This is a genomic window from Halorubrum sp. Boch-26 (assembly GCF_029889805.1).
Classification (GTDB): domain Archaea; phylum Halobacteriota; class Halobacteria; order Halobacteriales; family Haloferacaceae; genus Halorubrum.
Genome location: NZ_JARANT010000025.1, coordinates 1 through 18,553, shown reverse-complemented (window position 1 = coordinate 18,553; position 18,553 = coordinate 1). Strand labels below are relative to the sequence as shown.

At 68.2% G+C, this 18,553-nt stretch carries 17 protein-coding genes and 1 pseudogene; 10 read left to right on the top strand and 8 right to left on the bottom strand.

The genetic code is table 11. From position 1 onward, the window contains the following. The first annotated feature begins 83 nt into the window (after positions 1–83). Complete coding sequence (locus OQF71_RS05590; protein WP_280586374.1) at positions 84–1,367, top strand: YihY/virulence factor BrkB family protein; 1,284 nt, start codon at positions 84–86, stop codon at positions 1,365–1,367. 16 nt (positions 1,368–1,383) lie between these two features. Continuing rightward, entirely contained in the window at positions 1,384–2,373 is a 990-nt protein-coding gene (locus tag OQF71_RS05585) for a phosphatase PAP2 family protein (RefSeq protein ID WP_280586373.1), read from the top strand. A 699-nt stretch (positions 2,374–3,072) separates the two neighbouring features. On the opposite strand, the gene glnA is transcribed toward OQF71_RS05585, so the two are convergent. After that, a complete protein-coding gene (gene glnA / locus OQF71_RS05580; RefSeq protein WP_280586372.1) occupies positions 3,073–4,440 on the bottom strand; it encodes a type I glutamate--ammonia ligase in 1,368 nt (455 codons plus the stop codon). 126 nt (positions 4,441–4,566) lie between these two features. On the opposite strand from glnA, the gene lrp reads away from it, so the two are divergent. After that, on the top strand, positions 4,567–5,028 hold the full coding sequence (gene lrp, locus OQF71_RS05575) for an HTH-type transcriptional regulator Lrp (RefSeq protein ID WP_267662483.1): 462 nt from the start codon (positions 4,567–4,569) through the stop codon (positions 5,026–5,028). A gap of 30 nt (positions 5,029–5,058) precedes the next feature. On the opposite strand, the gene OQF71_RS05570 is transcribed toward lrp, so the two are convergent. Together OQF71_RS05570 and gap are read right to left on the bottom strand one after the other, a co-directional pair. Then, positions 5,059–6,282: a phosphoglycerate kinase gene (locus tag OQF71_RS05570; RefSeq protein ID WP_280586371.1), complete on the bottom strand. Its 1,224-nt coding sequence runs from the start codon at positions 6,280–6,282 to the stop codon at positions 5,059–5,061. A gap of 99 nt (positions 6,283–6,381) precedes the next feature. After that, positions 6,382–7,434, bottom strand: a complete 1,053-nt coding sequence (gene gap / locus OQF71_RS05565; protein WP_280586370.1) for a type I glyceraldehyde-3-phosphate dehydrogenase — start codon at positions 7,432–7,434, stop codon at positions 6,382–6,384. Between the two features lie 207 nt (positions 7,435–7,641). Here gap and OQF71_RS05560 point away from each other — a divergent pair, with 207 nt between their 5' ends. Beyond that, on the top strand, positions 7,642–8,019 hold the full coding sequence (locus tag OQF71_RS05560) for an Hsp20/alpha crystallin family protein (protein WP_280586368.1): 378 nt from the start codon (positions 7,642–7,644) through the stop codon (positions 8,017–8,019). A gap of 23 nt (positions 8,020–8,042) precedes the next feature. On the opposite strand, the gene OQF71_RS05555 is transcribed toward OQF71_RS05560, so the two are convergent. Next, entirely contained in the window at positions 8,043–8,957 is a 915-nt protein-coding gene (locus tag OQF71_RS05555; protein ID WP_280586367.1) for a RimK family alpha-L-glutamate ligase, read from the bottom strand. 164 nt (positions 8,958–9,121) lie between these two features. Then, a complete protein-coding gene (gene eif1A, locus OQF71_RS05550; protein ID WP_280586366.1) occupies positions 9,122–9,412 on the bottom strand; it encodes a translation initiation factor eIF-1A in 291 nt (96 codons plus the stop codon). Between the two features lie 91 nt (positions 9,413–9,503). Here eif1A and OQF71_RS05545 point away from each other — a divergent pair, with 91 nt between their 5' ends. Further along, entirely contained in the window at positions 9,504–9,683 is a 180-nt protein-coding gene (locus OQF71_RS05545) for a hypothetical protein (RefSeq protein ID WP_280586365.1), read from the top strand. 92 nt (positions 9,684–9,775) lie between these two features. Beyond that, a complete protein-coding gene (locus tag OQF71_RS05540) occupies positions 9,776–10,021 on the top strand; it encodes a hypothetical protein (RefSeq protein ID WP_280586364.1) in 246 nt (81 codons plus the stop codon). Positions 10,022–10,057: 36 nt separating this feature from the next. Here the strand turns inward: OQF71_RS05540 and OQF71_RS05535 are convergent, their stop codons facing one another. After that, positions 10,058–11,785, bottom strand: coding sequence for a cryptochrome/photolyase family protein (locus OQF71_RS05535; RefSeq protein ID WP_280586363.1), 1,728 nt, complete (start codon positions 11,783–11,785; stop codon positions 10,058–10,060). A gap of 121 nt (positions 11,786–11,906) precedes the next feature. Here OQF71_RS05535 and OQF71_RS05530 point away from each other — a divergent pair, with 121 nt between their 5' ends. From OQF71_RS05530 to OQF71_RS05520, 3 genes are all read left to right on the top strand, one after another. Further along, positions 11,907–12,881 (top strand): aldo/keto reductase, encoded by a 975-nt coding sequence (locus OQF71_RS05530; RefSeq protein ID WP_280586362.1) that lies wholly within the window; start codon positions 11,907–11,909, stop codon positions 12,879–12,881. Positions 12,882–12,998: 117 nt separating this feature from the next. Further along, positions 12,999–13,154 (top strand): hypothetical protein, encoded by a 156-nt coding sequence (locus OQF71_RS05525; RefSeq protein ID WP_280586361.1) that lies wholly within the window; start codon positions 12,999–13,001, stop codon positions 13,152–13,154. A 113-nt stretch (positions 13,155–13,267) separates the two neighbouring features. Further along, entirely contained in the window at positions 13,268–13,735 is a 468-nt protein-coding gene (locus OQF71_RS05520; protein ID WP_280586360.1) for a hypothetical protein, read from the top strand. Between the two features lie 645 nt (positions 13,736–14,380). Here the strand turns inward: OQF71_RS05520 and OQF71_RS05515 are convergent. Next, positions 14,381–17,548, bottom strand: coding sequence for an adenosylcobalamin-dependent ribonucleoside-diphosphate reductase (locus OQF71_RS05515; RefSeq protein ID WP_280586359.1), 3,168 nt, complete (start codon positions 17,546–17,548; stop codon positions 14,381–14,383). Between the two features lie 426 nt (positions 17,549–17,974). Here OQF71_RS05515 and OQF71_RS05510 point away from each other — a divergent pair, with 426 nt between their 5' ends. Continuing rightward, positions 17,975–18,214: a hypothetical protein gene (locus OQF71_RS05510; protein WP_280586358.1), complete on the top strand. Its 240-nt coding sequence runs from the start codon at positions 17,975–17,977 to the stop codon at positions 18,212–18,214. 52 nt (positions 18,215–18,266) lie between these two features. Here OQF71_RS05510 and OQF71_RS05505 read toward each other — a convergent pair. Then, a pseudogene (locus tag OQF71_RS05505) lies at positions 18,267–18,553 on the bottom strand (AAA family ATPase); the annotation flags it as partial.

Below are 18,553 nucleotides of genomic sequence, written 5' to 3'. Positions count from 1 at the left end.
CCCGATTCGGCTCGCTCCGTCCCGGCGCACTCCGTCCCGACCGCACCGCCTCGTTTTTGTCGTCATCGCCCGAATCGGGGAGCGTGCCCCGACACTCGACCACTGCCTTTGGGACGGCGCGGCGCGTCGTCGACGTCGCGATCGACCGGCAGGTAACGTTCCTCGCAGCCGCGATCGCCTACTACGCGTTCGTCTCGCTGATCCCCGCGCTCCTGCTACTCGTCGTCGTCGCGACCGCGGCCTTCGGCGAGGCCATCGCCGCCGAGCTCGCGGCGTCGGCCGGGGGGTTCCTCACCCCCGCCGGCGAGGAAGCCGTCGTCGGCGCGATCTCCGCCGCAGGCGGCCGGACCGGCGCCAGCGTGCTCGGCGTCGCCGTGCTGCTCTGGTCGACGCTGAAGGTGTTCCGCGGGCTCGACACGGCCTTCGTCGAGCTGTACGGGGCCGAGGGGGCGCCGAACTTCCTGAAGCAGGTCACCGACGCCGCCTCCGTCGTCCTTGCAGTCGGCGTCGGGATCGGCGTGATGGTCGCCGTCGGCGCGTTCGTCGCGGCCGCGGGCGCGGTCCCGCTCGTTGAGGCCGCGAGCGTCCTCGCGTTGCCCGCCTTCCTCGCCGTCGTCTTCCTCCCGATGTACTACCTGTTGCCCCAGCCCGAGATCGGGGTCCGGGAGGCGCTTCCCGGCGCCGTCTTCGCCGCCGTCGGCTGGACGCTGCTGCAGGCCGGTTTTCAGGTGTACGCCGCGAGCGCCGGACAGTATCAGGTGTACGGCGTGATCGGCGGAATTCTGCTTCTGGTCACGTGGCTGTACCTCGCCGCCGTCGTCGTCGTGGTCGGCGGCGTCGTCAACGTCGTTCTCGCGGGGCGGGGCGGCGGGGTCGCCGCTCCCGACCACGCCGCGGACCGGCAGTTACAACACGACCGCGGCCGACCCACGGGTATGAACGGCGAGTCGGACGGCGCGGGCGACGCCGGCGACGAGGAGCGGCCCCGAGGGGCGCCGGACGTCGCGGCGCTCCAGGAGGAAGTCGGGCGGCTGCGGGCGGAGTTCGACGAGTTCGAAGACGACGTCGAGCGTCGCACCGTCGACAAGCCCGCGGTTGAGTCGGAGCTGAAACGCTACGTCCGGTCGCGGATGCGACGCGGCCACGCCCGCGGCTGGGGACCGTATCTCGTGCTGCTGTACGGCACGGTGCTGATACTTGGTGCGTTCTCCTTCCTCGACGGCCTCTACGCCATCGCCGCGATGCTCATCCTCGGGCTGTCGACGCTCGGGCTGTACACGCTCTTCATCATCGCCGGCATCGGCCTCAACCTGCTCGAGACGCCCGGGAAAGCGCTCGATTACGCCCGCGACCGGGGCGACGACTAATCCGAGTGATCGGTTCGTGACCGCCCTCGTCTCCGCGGAGCGCGGTGTCGGCGAGACCGCCCTCGTCGACGCGCTCCCCGAGGTCGTCGTCGTCGCCTTCGCGGCCGTCACCCACCTCGCCGACCCGTGGTTCCTCTTCGGACTGTTGGCGGTCGCCTACTGGTTCGCCGGCGACCGGCTCGCGGCCTCGCCGCGCCGCGCCGGCGCGACAGCGATCGCGGCCGTCACCTGCGCGTACGCCGCCGTCGCGCTCGGCAAGGCGTGGTTCGCCGTCCCCCGACCGCCGGGCGCGATAGGCCCCGTCGACGTGCCGACGTGGCTTCCGGGCCTGCTCTCCGGGTGGTACGAGGCGCAGGTGCTCTCCGACGGCTTCGGCTTCCCGAGCGGGCACGCCACCGGCGGTGCGGCCGCCTACGGCGCGCTGGCGCTTTTGTACGACCGCGCGTTGACCGAGCGGATGCGGCTGCGAGCAGCCGGCGTCGTCGCCGTCGCCGTCGCGGGCTCGCGGGTGGTCATCGGGGTACACTACCTCGTCGACGTGGTCGTCGGACTCCTCCTCGGCGGCGGCGTCGTGGTCGGCGCGCTGTGGCTCGCGGGTGACCCCCGCTTCCGCGGGCGGACCGCCTCGCGGGCGGACCGCCGCGAGCCGACCAGCGGGCTCGACCCCACGCCGGCGTTCCTGCTGGCCGCGGTCGTCTCGCTCGCGGCGGCCGGCGTCGCGTTCGCCGCCGGGCACACCGGCGAGGTCGTCGAGGCGGGGATCGGGATCGCCACCGGGGTCGGCGGCGCGGCGGGCTGGCGGCTCGTCGGTGGCGACGAGCCCGCGGTCCCGGTCCGGATCGCCGTCCCGGCGCTCGCCGTCACCGGCGCGCTGTGGGTCGGCGCGTACGCGCTCGCCGACTCGCTCGTCGTCACGCTGGCCGCGACCACCGCGGCGGTCGTCGCCGTGGTCGCGCTTCCGGCGCTGCCGGAGCGGATCGAGGCGATATCGAGTGATCGGAGCTGAGCGAGTTCCGTGGGGATCGCGGTGTATCCCTCTGACCGATCGCGGGAGTGGGTGTTGCAGATCGTTGGTGATGATACGACATTTAAAAGACACGAGCAACAGCGACGATCGTTTATAAATAGCCGGGGCGGTGGCGCGCCCCGGTGAGCGTCCCAGAGGGCCGCGAACCGCGAGGGACCTTCGGTCCCTCTGGCAGCCGGCGGCGGAGCCGCCGGCGACGACGGTGCGAGGGAGTCGGTCGCCCACGGCGACCGACGAGGCTGGGGAGGCGTGAGGTGCGGTTGCGGTGCTGTGCGGGTGGGACTCAAAGGGGCAGCCGGCGAGGCGGGCGCAGGCGACACAAGCACCGCAACGACAGAGCGAACGAAGTGAGCGACCGAGTGAGGCGCGCAGCGAGCGTGCGCCCGCCTCGCCGGCTGGGGCTTTGGAGGTGTTCGCCGCAGTGTCGTCGATCACGTGTAAACAGCCGACAGCAACACCACTCGATCACTGATAAAGAACCACTCAATCGTATCGATACACTCACTCCCGTTATCGATCGCTCGTCGAGTCCGCGTGCCGGTCGCGAAGCGCCTCGTCGTCAGTCGGGAACTACGCGACGAAGCGACATCGGACGAGACTGAGAGCACCGAAACCACCGAAAAATCGAACGCGCCGAGAGAGCCGAAAACGCCGAGAAACCGCGACCGCGCCGTCGCCTCAGAACGTCTCGAGGTAGCGGTCCTCCTCCCACTGGGAGACCTGGGTGAGGTACTCGCTGAACTCCTGGGACTTCGCCTCGGCGAACTTCTCGGAGGTGTGCGGGCCGAGCGCCTCCTGAAGCACCTCGTCCGTCTCCAGCTCTTCGACGGCGGAGCCGAGGTTCGGCGGTAGCGTCTCGATGCCGTACTCCTGACGCTTCTCGTCGTCGAACTCGTAGATGTCTTCGCGCACCGGGTCGCCCGGGTCCGCGCCGGTCTTGATCCCGTCGAGCCCGGCGGCGATGAGCGACGCCATCCCGAGGTAGGGGTTACAGGACGGGTCGGGGCTGCGGACCTCGAACCGCGCCGAGACCCCCGCGGCGTCCGGGACGCGGACGAGCGCCGAGCGGTTCGTGTCGGACCACGCGACGTAGATGGGCGCCTCGTAGCCGGGCACGAGGCGCTTGTAGGAGTTCACGGTCGGGTTGGTGACCGCCGTGAACGCCTTCGCGTGGTTCAGGATGCCGCCCATGAACTGGTAGGCCGTCTCGCTCAGATTGAACTCGTCGTCGTCGTCGGCGAAGGCGTTGCCGTCCTCGTCGAACAGCGAGATGTGGCTGTGCATCCCCGAGCCGTTGATGTCGGCGATCGGCTTGGGCATGAACGTCGCGTGGAGGTCGTGCTGGCTCGCGACCGCGCGGACGACGGCGCGGAACGTCGCGATGTTGTCCGCGGTCGTGAGCGCGTCGTCGTACTTGAAGTTGATCTCGTGTTGCCCCTCGGCGACCTCGTGGTGCGAGGCCTCGATCTCGAAGCCCATCTCCTCTAGCGTGAAGATGATCTCCTTGCGCACGTCGCTCGCGAGGTCCTTGGGCGCCAGATCGAAGTAGCCGCCGTTGTCGTGGGGGATCGTCGTCGCGTTCCCTTCGTCGTCGGTCTTGAATAGGAAGAACTCGGGCTCCGGCCCGATGGAGACGGTGTAGCCCATCTCCTCGGCCTCCTCGAGGACGCTCTTCAGCACCTGGCGGGGGCCGCCGACGAACGGCTCGCCCTCCGTAGTCACGATGTCACAGATGAGCCGCGCGGCCGCCGAGCCGTCCTCGCCGCTGCGCCACGGGAGCACCGAGAACGTGTCGGGGTCGGGAACGAGCCGCATGTCCGACTCCTGGATACGCACGAACCCCTCGATGGAGGAGCCGTCGAAGTAGATTCCCTCGGTGAACGCCTTTTCGGCCTGATGGGCCGGGACAGAGACGTTCTTCACGACGCCGAGGATGTCGGTGAATTGGAGCCGCAGAAAGTCGACGTTTTCCTCTTCGATCTCGTCGAGTACAGCCTGTTCTTCGGCCGTGAGGCCGCCGTCTGGTTTCGCGTGTTCGTCCGTCATGTTCTGGACGCTTCGTTAGTTATCTGCCAGTATAAAGGCCTTATCGCTTGGTGCATGAACCGCCGGTCCGGCAATACTGCTGGACGTTCGTAAAATTATAAACCCCCGAATGCGTGGATAGGTGTGATGACGTACGAAAACCTCGACGCCAAACTCGTCAACTCGCTTCTCAGTAACGGTCGCGCGAGCCTCCGGAGCCTCGGCGACGACCTCGACGTGTCCGTAACCACCGTCTCGAATCACCTCCGGGATCTCGAAGACGAGGGCGTGATCCGAGGCTACACGCCCATCGTCGACTACGACAAGCTCGGCTACGACGTGACGGCCGTGCTCCAGCTGAAGGTGGAGGGAAGCGCGCTCCCCGACGTCACAGAGAAGCTCAAACAGGAGAAACAGATGGTAAGCGTCTACGAAGTCACGGGCGATTACGACGTGATCGCCATCGGCAAGTTCACCGACACGGACGGGATGAACGACCAGATCAAGTCGATCCTCACCGACGCCGACATCCGCGAGTCGAACACGAGCGTCGTGCTCAACGCGGTGACGGAGAACGAGCAGTTCGACCTCGACCTCAACGAGGAGTAGCTCGACCGCGAGGGCGGAAATCCGTCCGCCCTACTGCTGCCCGGCCGCCGCCTCGAGGACCTCCACGGCCGGCAGCGGCTCGCCCGTCAGCGCGCGGATGTACGCCCCGCCCGCGATGGAGACGTGCGAGAAGTCGTCCTCGTCGAGCCCGTACATCCCGATCGCGCGCGAGGTGTCGCCCCCGCCGACGACCGAGAAGCAGTCGGTCTCGGCGATGGCTTCGAGCACGCCGACGGTCCCGTCGGCGAACCGCTCGTCCTCGAAGACGCCGAGCGCCCCCTTCACGAACACCGCGTCGGACTCGTGAATCAGGGGTTCGTACGTCTCGACCGTCTCCGAGCCCACGTCGAGGTACCCCGCGGTCTTCTCGTCGATATCGCCGACGGCGACTTCCGCGCGCTCGCCGTCGGCCCCCTCGTACGCGAGGTCCGTCGCGAGGTGGATCGCGTCGCCGCGCTCGTCGAGCACCGACTCGATCAGCTCGCGGTTCGCCGCCCACTGCTCGTCGAAGAGGTCCATCTCTCCCACGTCGCGCCCGACCGGGTGGCCCGCGGCGCGCAAGAAGAGCTCGCCGGCGACGCCGCCGAGGAGGAACCGGTCGACCCGATCGTCTAGGGCGTCCATCACGCCGATCACGTCGGTCGCTTTGGTCCCGCCGACGACCATCGTCACCGGACCGTCGAACTCGCGGGTGGCGATGGCGGTGTTGGCCTCGTACTCCGTCTCCATCACGCGGCCGGCGTACGCGGGGAGCGCGAGCGGGAACCCGACCAGCGAGGCGTGCTTCCGGTGGGCGGCCGAGTAGGCGTCGTTGACGTAGGCGTCGAAATGCGGCGCGAGCGTCCGGACGAACTCGGTGTCGGCCTTCTCCTCGGGCGACGCCTCGGGGAGCTCGTCGTCGCACATCCGGGTGTTCTCCAACAGGAGGACCTCGCCCGCGCCGAGCGCGTCCACGGCGGACAGCGCCGCCTCGCCGAACGTGTCCTCGACGAAGGCGACGTCGCGGCCGACGTGCTCGGCGAGGATCGCGGCGTGGCCCGACAGCGACGTGAAGTCGTCGCGCCCGGGGCGGCCCTGATGGGCCATGCAGACGACTCGGTGGCCCGCGTCGGCGAGCTCGCTGACCGTCTCCGCGTGGCGCTCGAAGCGGCGGTTGTCCTGCGGTACTCCGTCCTCGATCGGCGAGTTGAGATCGAGCCGAACGAGGACGCGCGAGTCTGTCGGGAGGTCGTCGATAGTGTCGAACGTGGGCATGAGTGAACGGTCGTCGATGAGATATTTAAGCGGTGGTTCTCCGGGGGAACGTTGCCGCCGGGGGCGTCAGGCCAACCGCCCGCCGGCCTCGTCAGCCGCTTACGCCTCGTCCTGAACGTACGCGGCCATGTCGAGCATCCGGTTCGAGAAGCCGTACTCGTTGTCGTACCAGGTGAGGATCTTCAGGAGCTTCCCGCCGGCGATGACGTTCGTCGACCCCAGGTCGACGTAGCTGGAGAACGGGAGGCCGACGATGTCGCTGGAGACGACCTCGTCGTCGGTGTAGCCGAGCACGCCCGCGAGCGGGCCGGAGTCGGCGGCGTCGCGGAAGGCGGCGTTGACCTCCTCCGCGGTGACCGTCTCGTCGAGGCTGACGACGAACTCCGTGATGGAGCCGCTCGCGACCGGGACGCGCATCGCCATCCCGTCGATCTTCCCCTCCAACTGCGGGAGGACCTGCTGCGCCGCGCCGGCGGCGCCAGTCGAGGTCGGTACGATGTTCTCGGCGGCCGCGCGCCCGCGGCGCGTCTTCGCCTTCGGCCCGTCGATGAGCGCCTGCGAGCCGGTGTACGCGTGGACCGTGGTGAGCGTGCCGGCGTCGATGCCGAACTCCGCGTCGAGCACCTTCGCGACCGGCGTGATGGAGTTCGTCGTACAGGAGGCGTTCGAGATCACGTCGTCGCCCTCGTACTCGTCGTGGTTGACGCCGTAGACGAGCTGCTTTACCGGCTCCTCGCCCTTCGGCGGCGCCGAGATGATCACGGTGTCCGCGCCGCCCTCCAAGTGCGCGCTCGCGTCCTCTCGCGTCCGGAAGACGCCCGTACACTCCAGAGCCACGTCCACGTCGAGCTCGTCCCACGGGAGGTCCGCGGGGTCCTGCACGTTGTACAGCGGGACCGAGGTGCCGCCGATCGCGAGCGCGTCGCCCTCGCGCTCGACGCCGTCGAGCCGACCCATGACGGTGTCGTACTTCGCGAGGTACGCCATGTCGTCGAACTCCATCACGTCGTTGATGCCGACGAGCTCGATCCGCGGCGCCTCCAGCACCGCGCGGAACACGTTCCGTCCGATCCGACCGAACCCGTTGAGACCGACCCGCACGACCTCGTCGTCGCTCACATCGCCCGCCGCATCGAGGTACGATTTACTCATATTTGAAAAAGCCGAGCCGCAGATACTTAAATCCGGCCGAGTCGGTCTGAGATAGTCACTATCGTTCGATTTCGTTACGAACGGTGTCGACGATCGGGGGCAATTCCCGACCGGCGGCGCCGGATCGACCTCGCGTGGCGCCGCGCCGTGCCGGCCAATACGGCGACCGACAGAAGGCTTATCGGGATCACTACCCTCACGTGGGGTATGGATAGAGACGACCGTGACGATCCGTTCGGCGATTTCTTCGAGGAGATCGAACGGATGATGAACGAGATGGCCAACGGCGAACCGGGCACCGAGGACGCCGGCTTCGGATCGGCGACCCACGTGGACGCGTACGCCACCGACGACGGCGTGCGGCTCGTCGCCGACCTCCCGGCCGTCTCGAAAGAGGAGCTCTCCCTGCAGTGCGACGGCGAGGCGCTCACCATCTCCGCGGCCTCCGACCGGCGGGAGTACGACGAGACCGTCGACCTCCCCGTCCCGGTCGACGAGCACTCCGCGAACGCAACGTTCAACAACGGTATCCTCGAGGTCACCTTCGACCGCGACGACGACTCCGCGTCCATCGACCTCGAATAGTCGTCGGTCCTCTCTGCTCCCGATCAGCTCTCTCCCGCGGCGGTCCGCTCGATGAGTCCCGCGAGTCGGTCGTAGAAGTCGGGCTCGTACTTCGTCGCGGCGTCCACCGTCGGCCGCGCGTTGGTCTCGTTGACGACGAGTCGGTCGTCCATTTCGAGCAGGTCGACGCCGAGGTAGTCGATTCCGAGCGTCTCGGCCGTCCGCTCGGCCAGCTCTCGGGCGCGTTCCGGGAGGTCGACGCCGGTCGCCTCGGCGCCGCGGTGGACGTTGTGCTTCCACCGACCCCGCTCGCGGGCGTCTGCCGGAAGCTCTCGGCGCACCGCGCCGGCGTACACGCCGTCGACGACCATCGCCCGGTAGTCGCGGGCGCCGGGGAGGAACTCCTGGATCAGGTACGACTTGTCCCCGGTCGCGCGGTAGTCGTGAACGAGGTTCAGGTAGTCGACGACGCCCAACAGGGAGTCGAGATCGCCGGCGGTCGCGACGCCGACCCCCCGGGTGGCGGAGTTCGGCTTGACGACGACGGGGTACGAGATCGACGAGACCGCCTCGGTGACGACCGCCTCGTCGACGGGGTTCGACACCAGCGCCGTCCGCGGCGTCGGGAGCCCGGCGTCGTCGAGCGCGGCGAGCGCGCCCGCCTTGTTCCGCGAGGCGAGGACGGCGTCGCGGCCGTTCACCCACGGCACCGACAGGCGCGCGTCGACCACGGCGCCCTCCATGAGCCGCGAGGGGTAGACGAAGCCGACGTCGAAGCCGTCGAACTCGCCGTCGCGGCTTCCCTCGCCCGCGCTCCCTTCTCCGCCGCGCTGCCCGGCCGAGACACGGAGCGAACGCTCTTTCGCCTGCACGTGTTCGACGGCGATGTCACGGGTCGCGAGCGGCTCGCGCACTCGGTCGAACGTCTCCGCGTCGGTCGTCATCGCGAGCCGAAGCATACGCTCGTTCGGGGCCGTTCGGACTTAAAAACGGTGCGGCGGCCGCCGGCGGCTCGTCGCCCTCGCGGAGCCCTCGGCAAGGGGACCTGCGGGAAGGGGCCCCGCGGAGCCCGGCGTCGGTCCCGTGATGTCGGTGGTTCGGTCCGCGCTCGGTTCGGCGTGCCTTATCCTAGGTGGCCTTCCTCGCGGAGCTGTTCCGCCTCACTCTTCTCGTAGCGCCACGCGATATCGCCCTTCTCGTCTTGCCAGTCCCACGGCTCGACGAGGACGATGTCGTCCTCGCGGATCCAGACGCGCTTCTGCATCCGCCCGGGGATGCGCGCGGTCCGCTCTTTCCCGTCGGCGCAGCGGACGCGGACCCGGTTCGCGCCGAGCATCTCGACGACCTCCGCGAACACCTCGTCGTCGTCGGGCATCCGGAGGTCGTTTCGACCGTCGCCGTCTCCGTTGCTCATGCGTACGCGGTGATACGCGCTCCCGGAAATAAAAGGGCCGCTCTCGCGCGGAAGCGCCCTTTTTAAACCGCGACGGGGACGATCGGCGGGTATGCGCGACACGCTCGGACTCACCGGCCTCGTCGGCGTCGCCCTCCTCATCCTCGCGGTCGGGCTGTTGACCGTCTACGATCCCGTTATCGGCGGCGGGATCGCGCTCCTGCTGGCGGGGCTCGGACTGATCGCGAAGGGCGTCGCCGACTCGGCGATGCGCATCTTCGGCCTCAAGTAGCCGACGTTCGGGCGATACACGCCCTCTACGATCCGAATGCCCTCTCACGCCGCTCCCGAAAGAGTGATAATCCGCGGTCGACGCGGACCGGTATGGTCGATGTACCTGCGGTCGCGGTCGAACTCGCGGAGCTGCTCGCCGTCGTCGTCGGGGCCGGTGCGGCCTCGACGGTCGGCATCGTGCTTGAACAGTTCGGACTCTCCGCGGCCTCCACGGGCGACCTCGTGCTCGGCGCGTGGGCGGTCGGGATGGGACTCCTCGCACTGTACGTCGGGGTCGTCGCGCTCGGCTACGAGCAGGCGCTCCCCCGGCTGCGGCGGATCGCCGCCGGCGAGTAGGACCGACGCGACGCACCGTCGAACACTCGATCCCTCCTACAGCGCTCCGTCCGCAGCCAGCCGTCGGACCGTTTCCGCCCGTTCGCGGATCTCGGCCCACTCGGTCTCGTCCTTGTTGTCGACGTGCGAGTACATCAGCCCCATCCGTCCGGTGCCGCGGAGCGTCTCCTCGTTCTCCTTTAAGAAGTCCCAGTAGAGGGCGTTGAACGGACACGCCCCCTCGCCGGTCGTCCGAGAGACGGTGTACGGACACGACGCGCAGTGGTCGCTCATCCGGTTCACGTAGTTCCCCGAGGAGGCGTACGGCTTCGACGAGAGCACGTCGGTCCCGAACGACCCCATCGCGACGACGTTCGGCGTCGTCACCCAGTGGTAGGCGTCGACGAACCCGAGATGAAACCACTCGTTCACCTCGGCGGGGTCGGCGCCGTAGATCAGCGCGAAGTTCGACAGCACCATCAGCCGCTCGATGTGGTGGGCGTAGCCGTGCTCGCGGACGTGGCCGACCGCCTCCGACAGGCAGAGCATGTCGGTGTCGCCGTCCCAGTAGGCCGGCGGGAGCTCCCGGGACTGCTCCAACTGGTTGGCCGTCGCCAGCTCCGGCATCGCCTCGCGGTAGACGTGTCGCATAAATTCCCGCCAGCCGAGCACCTGTCTGATGAACCCCTCCGCGGCGTTGAGTGGCACTGGGGAAAGGTCGGCCTCTTCGTCCGGGTCGTCGTTTTCGCTCGCGTCGGCACCCGCGCCGTCGCCCGCGTCCGCCCCGCTATCTTCCTCCGAAAACGCGTCCAGTGTCGCCTCCGAGCCGCCGCCCGCCGCGCCGTGGTCGCCCGGGTCGTACGCGCCCGGGTCGACGCCGCGCTCCTCGTAGGCGGCCTCCACCGCCCGGACGGGCTCGTGCGGGTCGAGGAGGCCGAGGTTGATCGCGGGCGACAACAGGGAGTGCGAGAGGAACGGCTCGCCCGTCACCATCGCGTCCTCGTACCGGCCGAACGACGGTAGCCGCTCGCGGACGAACGCGTCGAGCGCGGTCCGGGCCTCGCCGCGGGTGACGGGCCACGCGAACTCGTCGAGGTCGTCGGTTCCCCACGTGTCGAACCGGTCGCGGACCCACGCGTGCGTCTCGCGGGTGAGCTCGTCCGGTTCGAACCGCGGCCGATCCGGCGGCGTCCAGTCGTCCGGCGGCGTCTCCTGGTTCAGGTCGTCGTAGTTCCACTCCCCGCCAAGCGGTTCGTCGCCGTCCATCAACACGCCCGTCTCGCGGCGGACGCGGCGGTACCAGCCCTCCTGTCGGTAGCTCCGCTCGGCGGCCCCGTCCACGTCGAGGAGCGCCGCAGTCCCGCTCTCGTTCGGGCTCCCCGCCCACTCGCGCCACTCGTCCGGCGTCGTCCAGAACAGCTCGTTTTCCAACAGCTCCAGCGACCCGCCCCGCTCGGCGACGAGCTCGCGGAGGCGCTCGCCGGCGCCGTGGCTCGCGGGGCGCATCAGCCGGAGGTCGGGATCGGAGCGGTCGGCCAGGAATCCGTCGAGGCCCTCGCCGAACGACTCGGCCCGCAGGTACGTCGCGTCGTGGCCCCGCTCGCGGAGCTCGTCCCGGAAGTGCCGCATCGCGGAGAAGACGAGCGTCAGCTTGTGGGCGTGGTACGGCTTCCGGTCGGCGAAGCCGTGCGCCTCGATCACCAGCACCTCGTCGGCGTCGGCGAGGGCGTCGAGGTCGGGGTTGAGCTGGTCGCCGAGCAGCCACAGGGTGGATCGCTCGCTCACGGCGTATCAGACGGACTCCGTCGACAAAGCTTCGAGGGCGCGCTCGGATCGGTCCTCGGCCACTGCCCCCGGACGGCCGCGCCCGGGGTGGTTTTTTGTCCCGGCTCCGCCTGCTCGGGGTATGGAGTACACGACCCTCGGCGACACCGGGATGACGGTGTCGAAGATATGCCTCGGCTGCATGAGCTTCGGCGACTCTGACTGGCGCGAGTGGGTCCTCGACGAGGAGGAGGGGAAAGAGATCGTCGAGCGCGCCTTGGAGCTCGGGGTGACGTTCTTCGACACCGCCAACATGTACTCGAACGGCGAGTCGGAGCGCGTCCTCGGCGAGGCGTTGGCGGGCCACCGCGAGGAGACCGTCGTCGCCACGAAGGGCTACTTCCAGATGGACGAGTCGAACCCGAACTCGGGCGGGCTCTCGCGGAAGGCGATCGAACAGGAGCTGTCGAACAGCCTCGACCGGCTCGGGATGGACGCGGTCGACCTCTATCAGATCCACCGCTGGGATTACGACACGCCGATCGAGGAGACGCTGGCCGCGCTCGACGACGCCGTCCGCCGCGGCGACGTGCGGTACGTCGGCGGCTCCTCGATGTGGGCCCATCAGTTCGCCGAGGCGCTCCACACGAGCGACCGCGAGGGGTACGAGCGGTTCGCCACGATGCAGAACCACTACAACCTCGCGTACCGCGAGGAGGAGCGCGAGATGCTCCCCCTCTGCGAGAAGGAGGGGATCGGCGTGATGCCGTGGAGTCCGCTCGCCCGCGGGTACCTCACCCGGCCGCACGAAGAGGTCGACGCCACGCTACGCGGGGAGACCGAGGAACACCTCTACGCGCACCCCTACCGCGAGGGCGGCGGCCCGGCGGTCAACGAGCGCGTCGCGGAGCTGGCCGACGAGAAGGGCGTGAAGATGGCCCAGATCGCCCTGGCGTGGCTGTTCCACAAGGAGTGGGTCGACACGCCCATCGTCGGGACGACCAGCGTCGAGCACTTGGAGGACGCGGTCGAGGCGCTCGACATCGATCTGTCCGCCTCGGACCTGGAGTGGCTCGAGGAGCCGTACGAGTCGGTCCGCGTCTCCGGGCACGAGTGACGAGATCGGTGTACGAACGATCATCGGAAGATAATTCCTCACCCGTTTTAACCGCCTTTATGACGTTTTAGGCATATAGTGGCAAGTTATTAGTGTGCTAGTAGCTGTCATGATTCTATGACCGACGACGCCGATCGATCCCCCGTCCCGTCGAGCACCGAGTACGCGCGCACCCGGACGCGGTGTCCGAACTGCGGGAACCGCGTGCCCGCGGTCGGCCGCGACGCGGAGACGACCGAGTGTCCGAACTGTCACCGACCGGTCCGGGCCTGAGGGCCGGGACGAGGCGGCCGCGCAGCGAGCACGGAGTCGGTCCCCCCGGTATAAACGCACCGTCGAGAGCCGGAGCAACAACCCTTTTCGGCCGGGCTACCGAACCGGTGTCCATGGCAGACGACGAGACCACCGACGCCGAGGAACAGGGCGACAGCGCCGCCGGGGCCGACGGCGGAGACGCCGAGGGCGGCGACGACGAGGAGAAGTCCTTCCGCGAGCGCGTCGAGGAGATCCGCGAGCGACGCGAGCAGGAGCGCGAGGAGGGCGACCGGCCCGATCCCGAGGAGATGATGGGCGGTGGCGGCGGTCCGCCCGGGATGGGCGGCGGTGGCGGCGGCAACCCGTTCGCGCAGATGATGTCCGGCATGATGGGCGGCGGCGGTCCCGGCGGCGCCGGCGGCGCCGGCGGCCCGCCCGGGATGGGCGGCGGACCGGGCGGTCCCGGTGGCCGCGGCGAGGAGGGCGGCGACCAGGTCGGCAACGAGGAGCTCGTGCGCGAGGTCCGACAGCTCCGCGACGAGGTCCGCGACGCGACCCGCCAGCTCCAGCGTATCGCGCAGGCGCTCGAAGACGACTAACTCGGCGGCAGTCCTCTGCGGTCGCGATTCTGTTCCGTTCGTCGCCGCCCCGAAGCGGTGCGCTCGTCGGTCGACCGATTGCCGGAGCGAGTGTCGCGGATCGGCGGCAGCGGTGTGGTATTTAAATACTCGTGAGGACGGCGACGCTCGTTTATCACCTGATGAGGCGGTGGCGCGCCTCCGAGCGGTCGCCGGCGGCGACCGCGAGGAGTCCGCGAGGGACGCGGTGAGCGCTCGGAGAGCGCGAACCGCGAGGCTGGGGAGGTGTGAGGTGCGGTTTCGGTGTGGGGTGGGACTCAAAGGGGCAGCCGTGAGGAGCGCGGAGGCGATGAAAGCACCGCAGGAACGAGCAACACGAGTGACGAGGAGCGCAGCGAGCGTTCGCGCTCCTCACGGCTGGGGCTTTGGAGATGTTCGCCGCACCAGCGACTGCGACGACGTGCAGCCGAGCGGCGGGGGCTTTGGAGATGTTCGCCGAAGCGTCGTCAACGGTATGTAAATAACCGACAGCGACACCGCTCGCTTACTTATAAACAACCGATCGACCGAATTGACACACGTACTCCCGCTATCTCTCATTTCCCGGCTCGTGCCGGCGGTAAAAAACCGCGCCGTCGATAGCTCGTTACCGACAGCCTGCCGCGTCTAACACTCCGACCAGCCGCACGACTCGCACGTCTTGCAGCCCTCGGAGTAGTAGAGGTTCATCCCGCCGCAGTCGGGACACTCGGGCGACTCGCCCGCCGCGATGAGCTCCTGCATCGCGTCGTCGGCGCCGGCCGCGTCGTCCTCGGCCGCCGGCCCGTTCGCGTTCGGGGCGTCGATCGCCGCGCCGGCGTCGGCCGAGCCGGCGTCGACCGCGCCGCCGTCAGTCTGGCTGGCCGGCTCGTTCGCTAGGTCGCGCTCGACGTCGTCGAGGCTCTGCTGTTGCGGAATGCCCTTGTCGACATCGTCATCGAGGTACCGCCGGAGGGCGGTGCCGATCGCGTCCGGGATCGACTGGATCTGCTCGCCCTTGTCCCAAGCGACCTTCGGACTCCGGGTGCCCTGCAGCTCGTCGACGATCTCCTCGGGGTCGACGCCCGAGCGGAGCGCCGTCGAGATGACCTTCGCGAGCGCCTCGGTGAAGGAGTTGGTGTAGCCGCCGGAGTGGCCGATGTTCGCGAACAGCTCGAACGGCAGCCCGTTCTCGTCCTCATTGATGGTGACGTACAGCTTGCCGTACCCCGTCTCGACGCGCTGGGTGACGCCGTTCAGGGAGTCGGGGCGCGGGCTGCGCTCGCTGTAGTCGATCCGGGGCTGCTCGCTCGCCTCTAGCAGGTCCGCGATCTCCGTATCGATCGCCGCCTGCACGTCCTCGTTGCCGAGGAACGCCTCGACGCCGCCGAACACCTCGCCGATCTGCTCGACGATCGTCTCGGCCGCCTCGCTCTCGTCGGCGAACTCCGTGTTCTTCGCGCGCGTCGTGAGCACCTGCTTCGAGCGGGTGCCGTCGCGGTAGACGGTGACGCCCTTTCCGCCGTGGTCGTAGATGTAGCGGTACACCTCTTCCATCTCCTCGGCGGTGGCGTCGTTCGGGAAGTTACACGTCTTCGAGATGGCGGAGTCGACGCCCTCCTGACAGGCGCACTGGACCGCCGCGTGCTGCTTGCCCGAGAGGTCGCCGGTGACGACGAACAGCTCGCCGATCGCGTCCGGCACCGTCTCTAACCCGTCCACGCCGTCGAACTCGTTCGTCGCCATCTGCTCTTGGGCCTCCCGCTTGACGGCGTCGACGTCGACGTCGTTCTCCTCTAGGGTGCGCAGGAAGTAGTCGTCGAACTCGACGAGCATCTCGTCGCCCTGCACGTCGTCGGAGACGTTCTTGTAGTAGGCGACGTTGTAGATGGGCTCGCAGCCGCCGGTGGTGTTCCCGATCATGGACGTCGTGCCCGTGGGCGCGATCGTCGTCGTGTTGTGGTTGCGGATCGGGAAGCCGTCCGCCCACTCGTCGGCGTCGAGGCCGGTGTAGTGCTCGAACCAGTCGCGGTGCTCGGTGGGGTTCGCGTACTTCGACTCCTCCCAGTCGTTGAACGTCCCGCGCTCCGTCGCGAGCTCGTGAGAGGTCTGCTTCGACGCGTGGTTGATGTGGGTCATCAGCTGGCGGGCGACCTCGTTGCCCTCCTCGGTGCCGTACTGAATGCCGAGCTGGATGTACAGCTGGGCGAGCCCCATCACTCCGAGTCCGATCTTCCGCATGTCGCGGACCTTCTGCTCGATCTTCTCGACCGGGAAGTCCGACATCGTCACGACGTTCTCGAGGAAGCGCGTGCCGTAGTCGATCCGCTCGTCGAACTCCTCGAAGTCGATCGCCTCCTCGAGGAACGCCGACATCGCCGCCTCCTTCGACTCGTACTCGTCGGCGTGCTCCTCGGACCAGACGCGCCAGTCCGGCGCGTCCTGCGCCGCGAGCGTCGAGAGGTTGATGTGGCCGAGGTTACACGCCTCGTACTCCTCTAACGGCTGCTCGCCGCAGGGGTTCGTCGCGAGGATCCGGTGGTCCGGGTGCGCCTCGGTGTCGAAGGAGTGCTCCTTGTTCACGCGTTCGAGGTAGATGACGCCCGGCTCGCCGTTCTCGTGGGCGCCCTCGATCATGTCGTCCCACAGCTCCTGTGCGGGGATCGAGAGCACCTCGCCGACCTCGACGTGCTCGCCGAGACCGAACATGTCGTAGATCTCCTTCGTCTCGGGGGTCGCGACGTGCGGCTCCTCCGTGCGCGGGTTGGTGAAGGTGAACTCCTCGTCGTTGTACAGCGCCTCCATGAAGTCGTCGGTGACGCCGACGCTGATATTGAAGTTCGAGAGGTGCCCCTCGACCGCGTTCCGGAGGTGTTCGGGCACCTTTCCGTCCTCGTCGATCAGCTCTCGGGCCTCCTCTAAGGCGTCCGCGAAGGAGTTGTGCGTGAAGTCGTCGGGGTCATTCAGCCGCAGCGAGTGCGCCAGCGAGACGTCCTTGTTCTTCGAGTGGATGAACTGGATGACGTCCGGGTGCGAGACGCGCATGACGCCCATCTGGGCGCCGCGGCGCGCGCCGCCCTGCGCGATCGTCTCGCACATCTGGTCGAACGTCCGCATGAACGTGATCGGGCCGGAGGCGATGCCGCCCGTCGAGCCGACTGAGTCGCCGTAGGGGCGGAGCTTCCAGAACGCGTACCCCATGCCGCCGCCGGACTGGAACACCTCGGCCGCCTCCTTGGCGGTCTGGTGGATGTCGGTGATGTCGTCGTCGGGGGAGTCGACGAAGCACGCGGAGAGCTGCTGAAGCTCGTCGCCCGCGTTCATCAGGGTCGGTGAGTTCGGCATGAACGAGAGCTGTTCCATCCCGTCGCGGAACCGGTCCGCGGTCGCTTCGACGTGGTCGCGCACGCTTTCGGGAAGCGCGGGGACGACCGTCTCGTACGCGAACTTGTTGACGTTGTGCGCGGTCAGCGTCGTCTCCGCCTCGTCCTCGGCGGCGGTCCCGGCGCCGAACACTTCCTCCGCCAGCTCGTCCCGGCGGGGGTGGTCGGGCTTCAGCTGGTCTGGCGTGACGGTGACCTCGACGCCCTGCTTCTCGGCCTCGAAGACCGCCTCCGCGAGCGCGACGTTGCGCGCGACGCGGTCGAACAGCTCCTCGGGGTTCTCGATCGCCTCGCCGTCCGCGTTCTTCCGGAGGTACCGCGCGGGCAGGATGTTGTGGTAGGCGTTGGCGGTGAGGCGCTCCTCCATCGTCTCGCCCGTGGTTCGTTTGATCGGCAGTTCGAGTTCGTCGGCGGCGACGCCGTCGCTGCTCATTCGACGGCCACCCCGCTCGGTTGACGTGCGTTCTGGCTCATATATGGTGTCTACGTACTGTCGCAGCAGGCCCTTTTGTGTTCCGCTCCCGGCCCGGATAGGTAACTACCTGTTCGATTCGGTATGTAATTCCCGGTCCGCGTGTCTGACGCCGGATTCGATTACGTTACAACTGCACGTGTTCCGGATACATAAGGATGGCCAGAGCGGAGTGAAACTGATTGTTTCGACGAGAAACCGACGGAAGTGCCGGCTCTCCCACCGGAACAAAAGGGGGGTTATTCGCCCCGTATTTTCGCCGTCACGTCCCGCGTTACCGCGATCGAGCCCGCGAAGCGACCCGGCGCCCGCGGCTCGCCACCGCAGTATTCACCGGTATTTATCAGAATCCAATAACTGCTAGGTGAGCGTCTCTCCCACAAGCTTATGCCCGACGTGCTCGTGAGCCCGGACATGACCACTTCGCTCGCCGCGTTGGCATCGTCGCTGCCGCTTCAGGCCGGGCTCCTCGCCAGTCAGGCGGGACAGCTGCTCGTCGCCTTGGTCGCCGTCGCGATCGTCATCGTCGTCGGCAAGTTCGTGCTGAAGCTCGCGTGGCGGCTGGTCACGATCGGGATCGTCCTCGTCGCCGCGTTCTTCCTGCTGTCGACGGCTGGACTGATTTAAAAATCAATCGCGTCCGCGCCCGCGACCGATGCCGATCTGACCGCCGTCCCGACTACTGGAACGCGGTCCCGGGATCGGCGTCCGTGCGGTCGACCTCCGACCGCTTGAACTGCTTTTCGATCTCCGCGTAGCGCTCGCGCGTCTCGGGGGTGACGCTCGGGTGCACTTCGTCGAGGGCGTCCTCGAAGTGGGCCATCGTCACGCGGACGTTGCCGACGGACTCGCCGACCTCCTCGCGCGTGACGCTGCCGATGAGCTCCCGGGAGGCGTTCATCGACGCCTCGCGGGCGACCGCCTCGATGTCGGCGCCGACGTGACCCTTTGTCTGCTGGGCTAGCG

Bases quoted from the DNA above. Each gene is read 5' to 3' on its own strand.
- OQF71_RS05520 (WP_280586360.1), top strand. From the start codon at position 13,268: ATGGCAGACGACGAGACCACCGACGCCGAGGAACAGGGCGACAGCGCC.
- OQF71_RS05555 (WP_280586367.1), bottom strand. From the start codon at position 8,957: ATGCTTCGGCTCGCGATGACGACCGACGCGGAGACGTTCGACCGAGTG.
- OQF71_RS05540 (WP_280586364.1), top strand. From the start codon at position 9,776: ATGGTCGATGTACCTGCGGTCGCGGTCGAACTCGCGGAGCTGCTCGCC.
- OQF71_RS05560 (WP_280586368.1), top strand. From the start codon at position 7,642: ATGGATAGAGACGACCGTGACGATCCGTTCGGCGATTTCTTCGAGGAG.
- lrp (WP_267662483.1), top strand. From the start codon at position 4,567: ATGACGTACGAAAACCTCGACGCCAAACTCGTCAACTCGCTTCTCAGT.
- OQF71_RS05545 (WP_280586365.1), top strand. From the start codon at position 9,504: ATGCGCGACACGCTCGGACTCACCGGCCTCGTCGGCGTCGCCCTCCTC.
- OQF71_RS05510 (WP_280586358.1), top strand. From the start codon at position 17,975: ATGCCCGACGTGCTCGTGAGCCCGGACATGACCACTTCGCTCGCCGCG.
- OQF71_RS05570 (WP_280586371.1), bottom strand. From the start codon at position 6,282: ATGCCCACGTTCGACACTATCGACGACCTCCCGACAGACTCGCGCGTC.
- OQF71_RS05515 (WP_280586359.1), bottom strand. From the start codon at position 17,548: ATGAGCAGCGACGGCGTCGCCGCCGACGAACTCGAACTGCCGATCAAA.
- OQF71_RS05530 (WP_280586362.1), top strand. From the start codon at position 11,907: ATGGAGTACACGACCCTCGGCGACACCGGGATGACGGTGTCGAAGATA.
- gap (WP_280586370.1), bottom strand. From the start codon at position 7,434: ATGAGTAAATCGTACCTCGATGCGGCGGGCGATGTGAGCGACGACGAG.
- OQF71_RS05525 (WP_280586361.1), top strand. From the start codon at position 12,999: ATGACCGACGACGCCGATCGATCCCCCGTCCCGTCGAGCACCGAGTAC.
- eif1A (WP_280586366.1), bottom strand. From the start codon at position 9,412: ATGAGCAACGGAGACGGCGACGGTCGAAACGACCTCCGGATGCCCGAC.
- glnA (WP_280586372.1), bottom strand. From the start codon at position 4,440: ATGACGGACGAACACGCGAAACCAGACGGCGGCCTCACGGCCGAAGAA.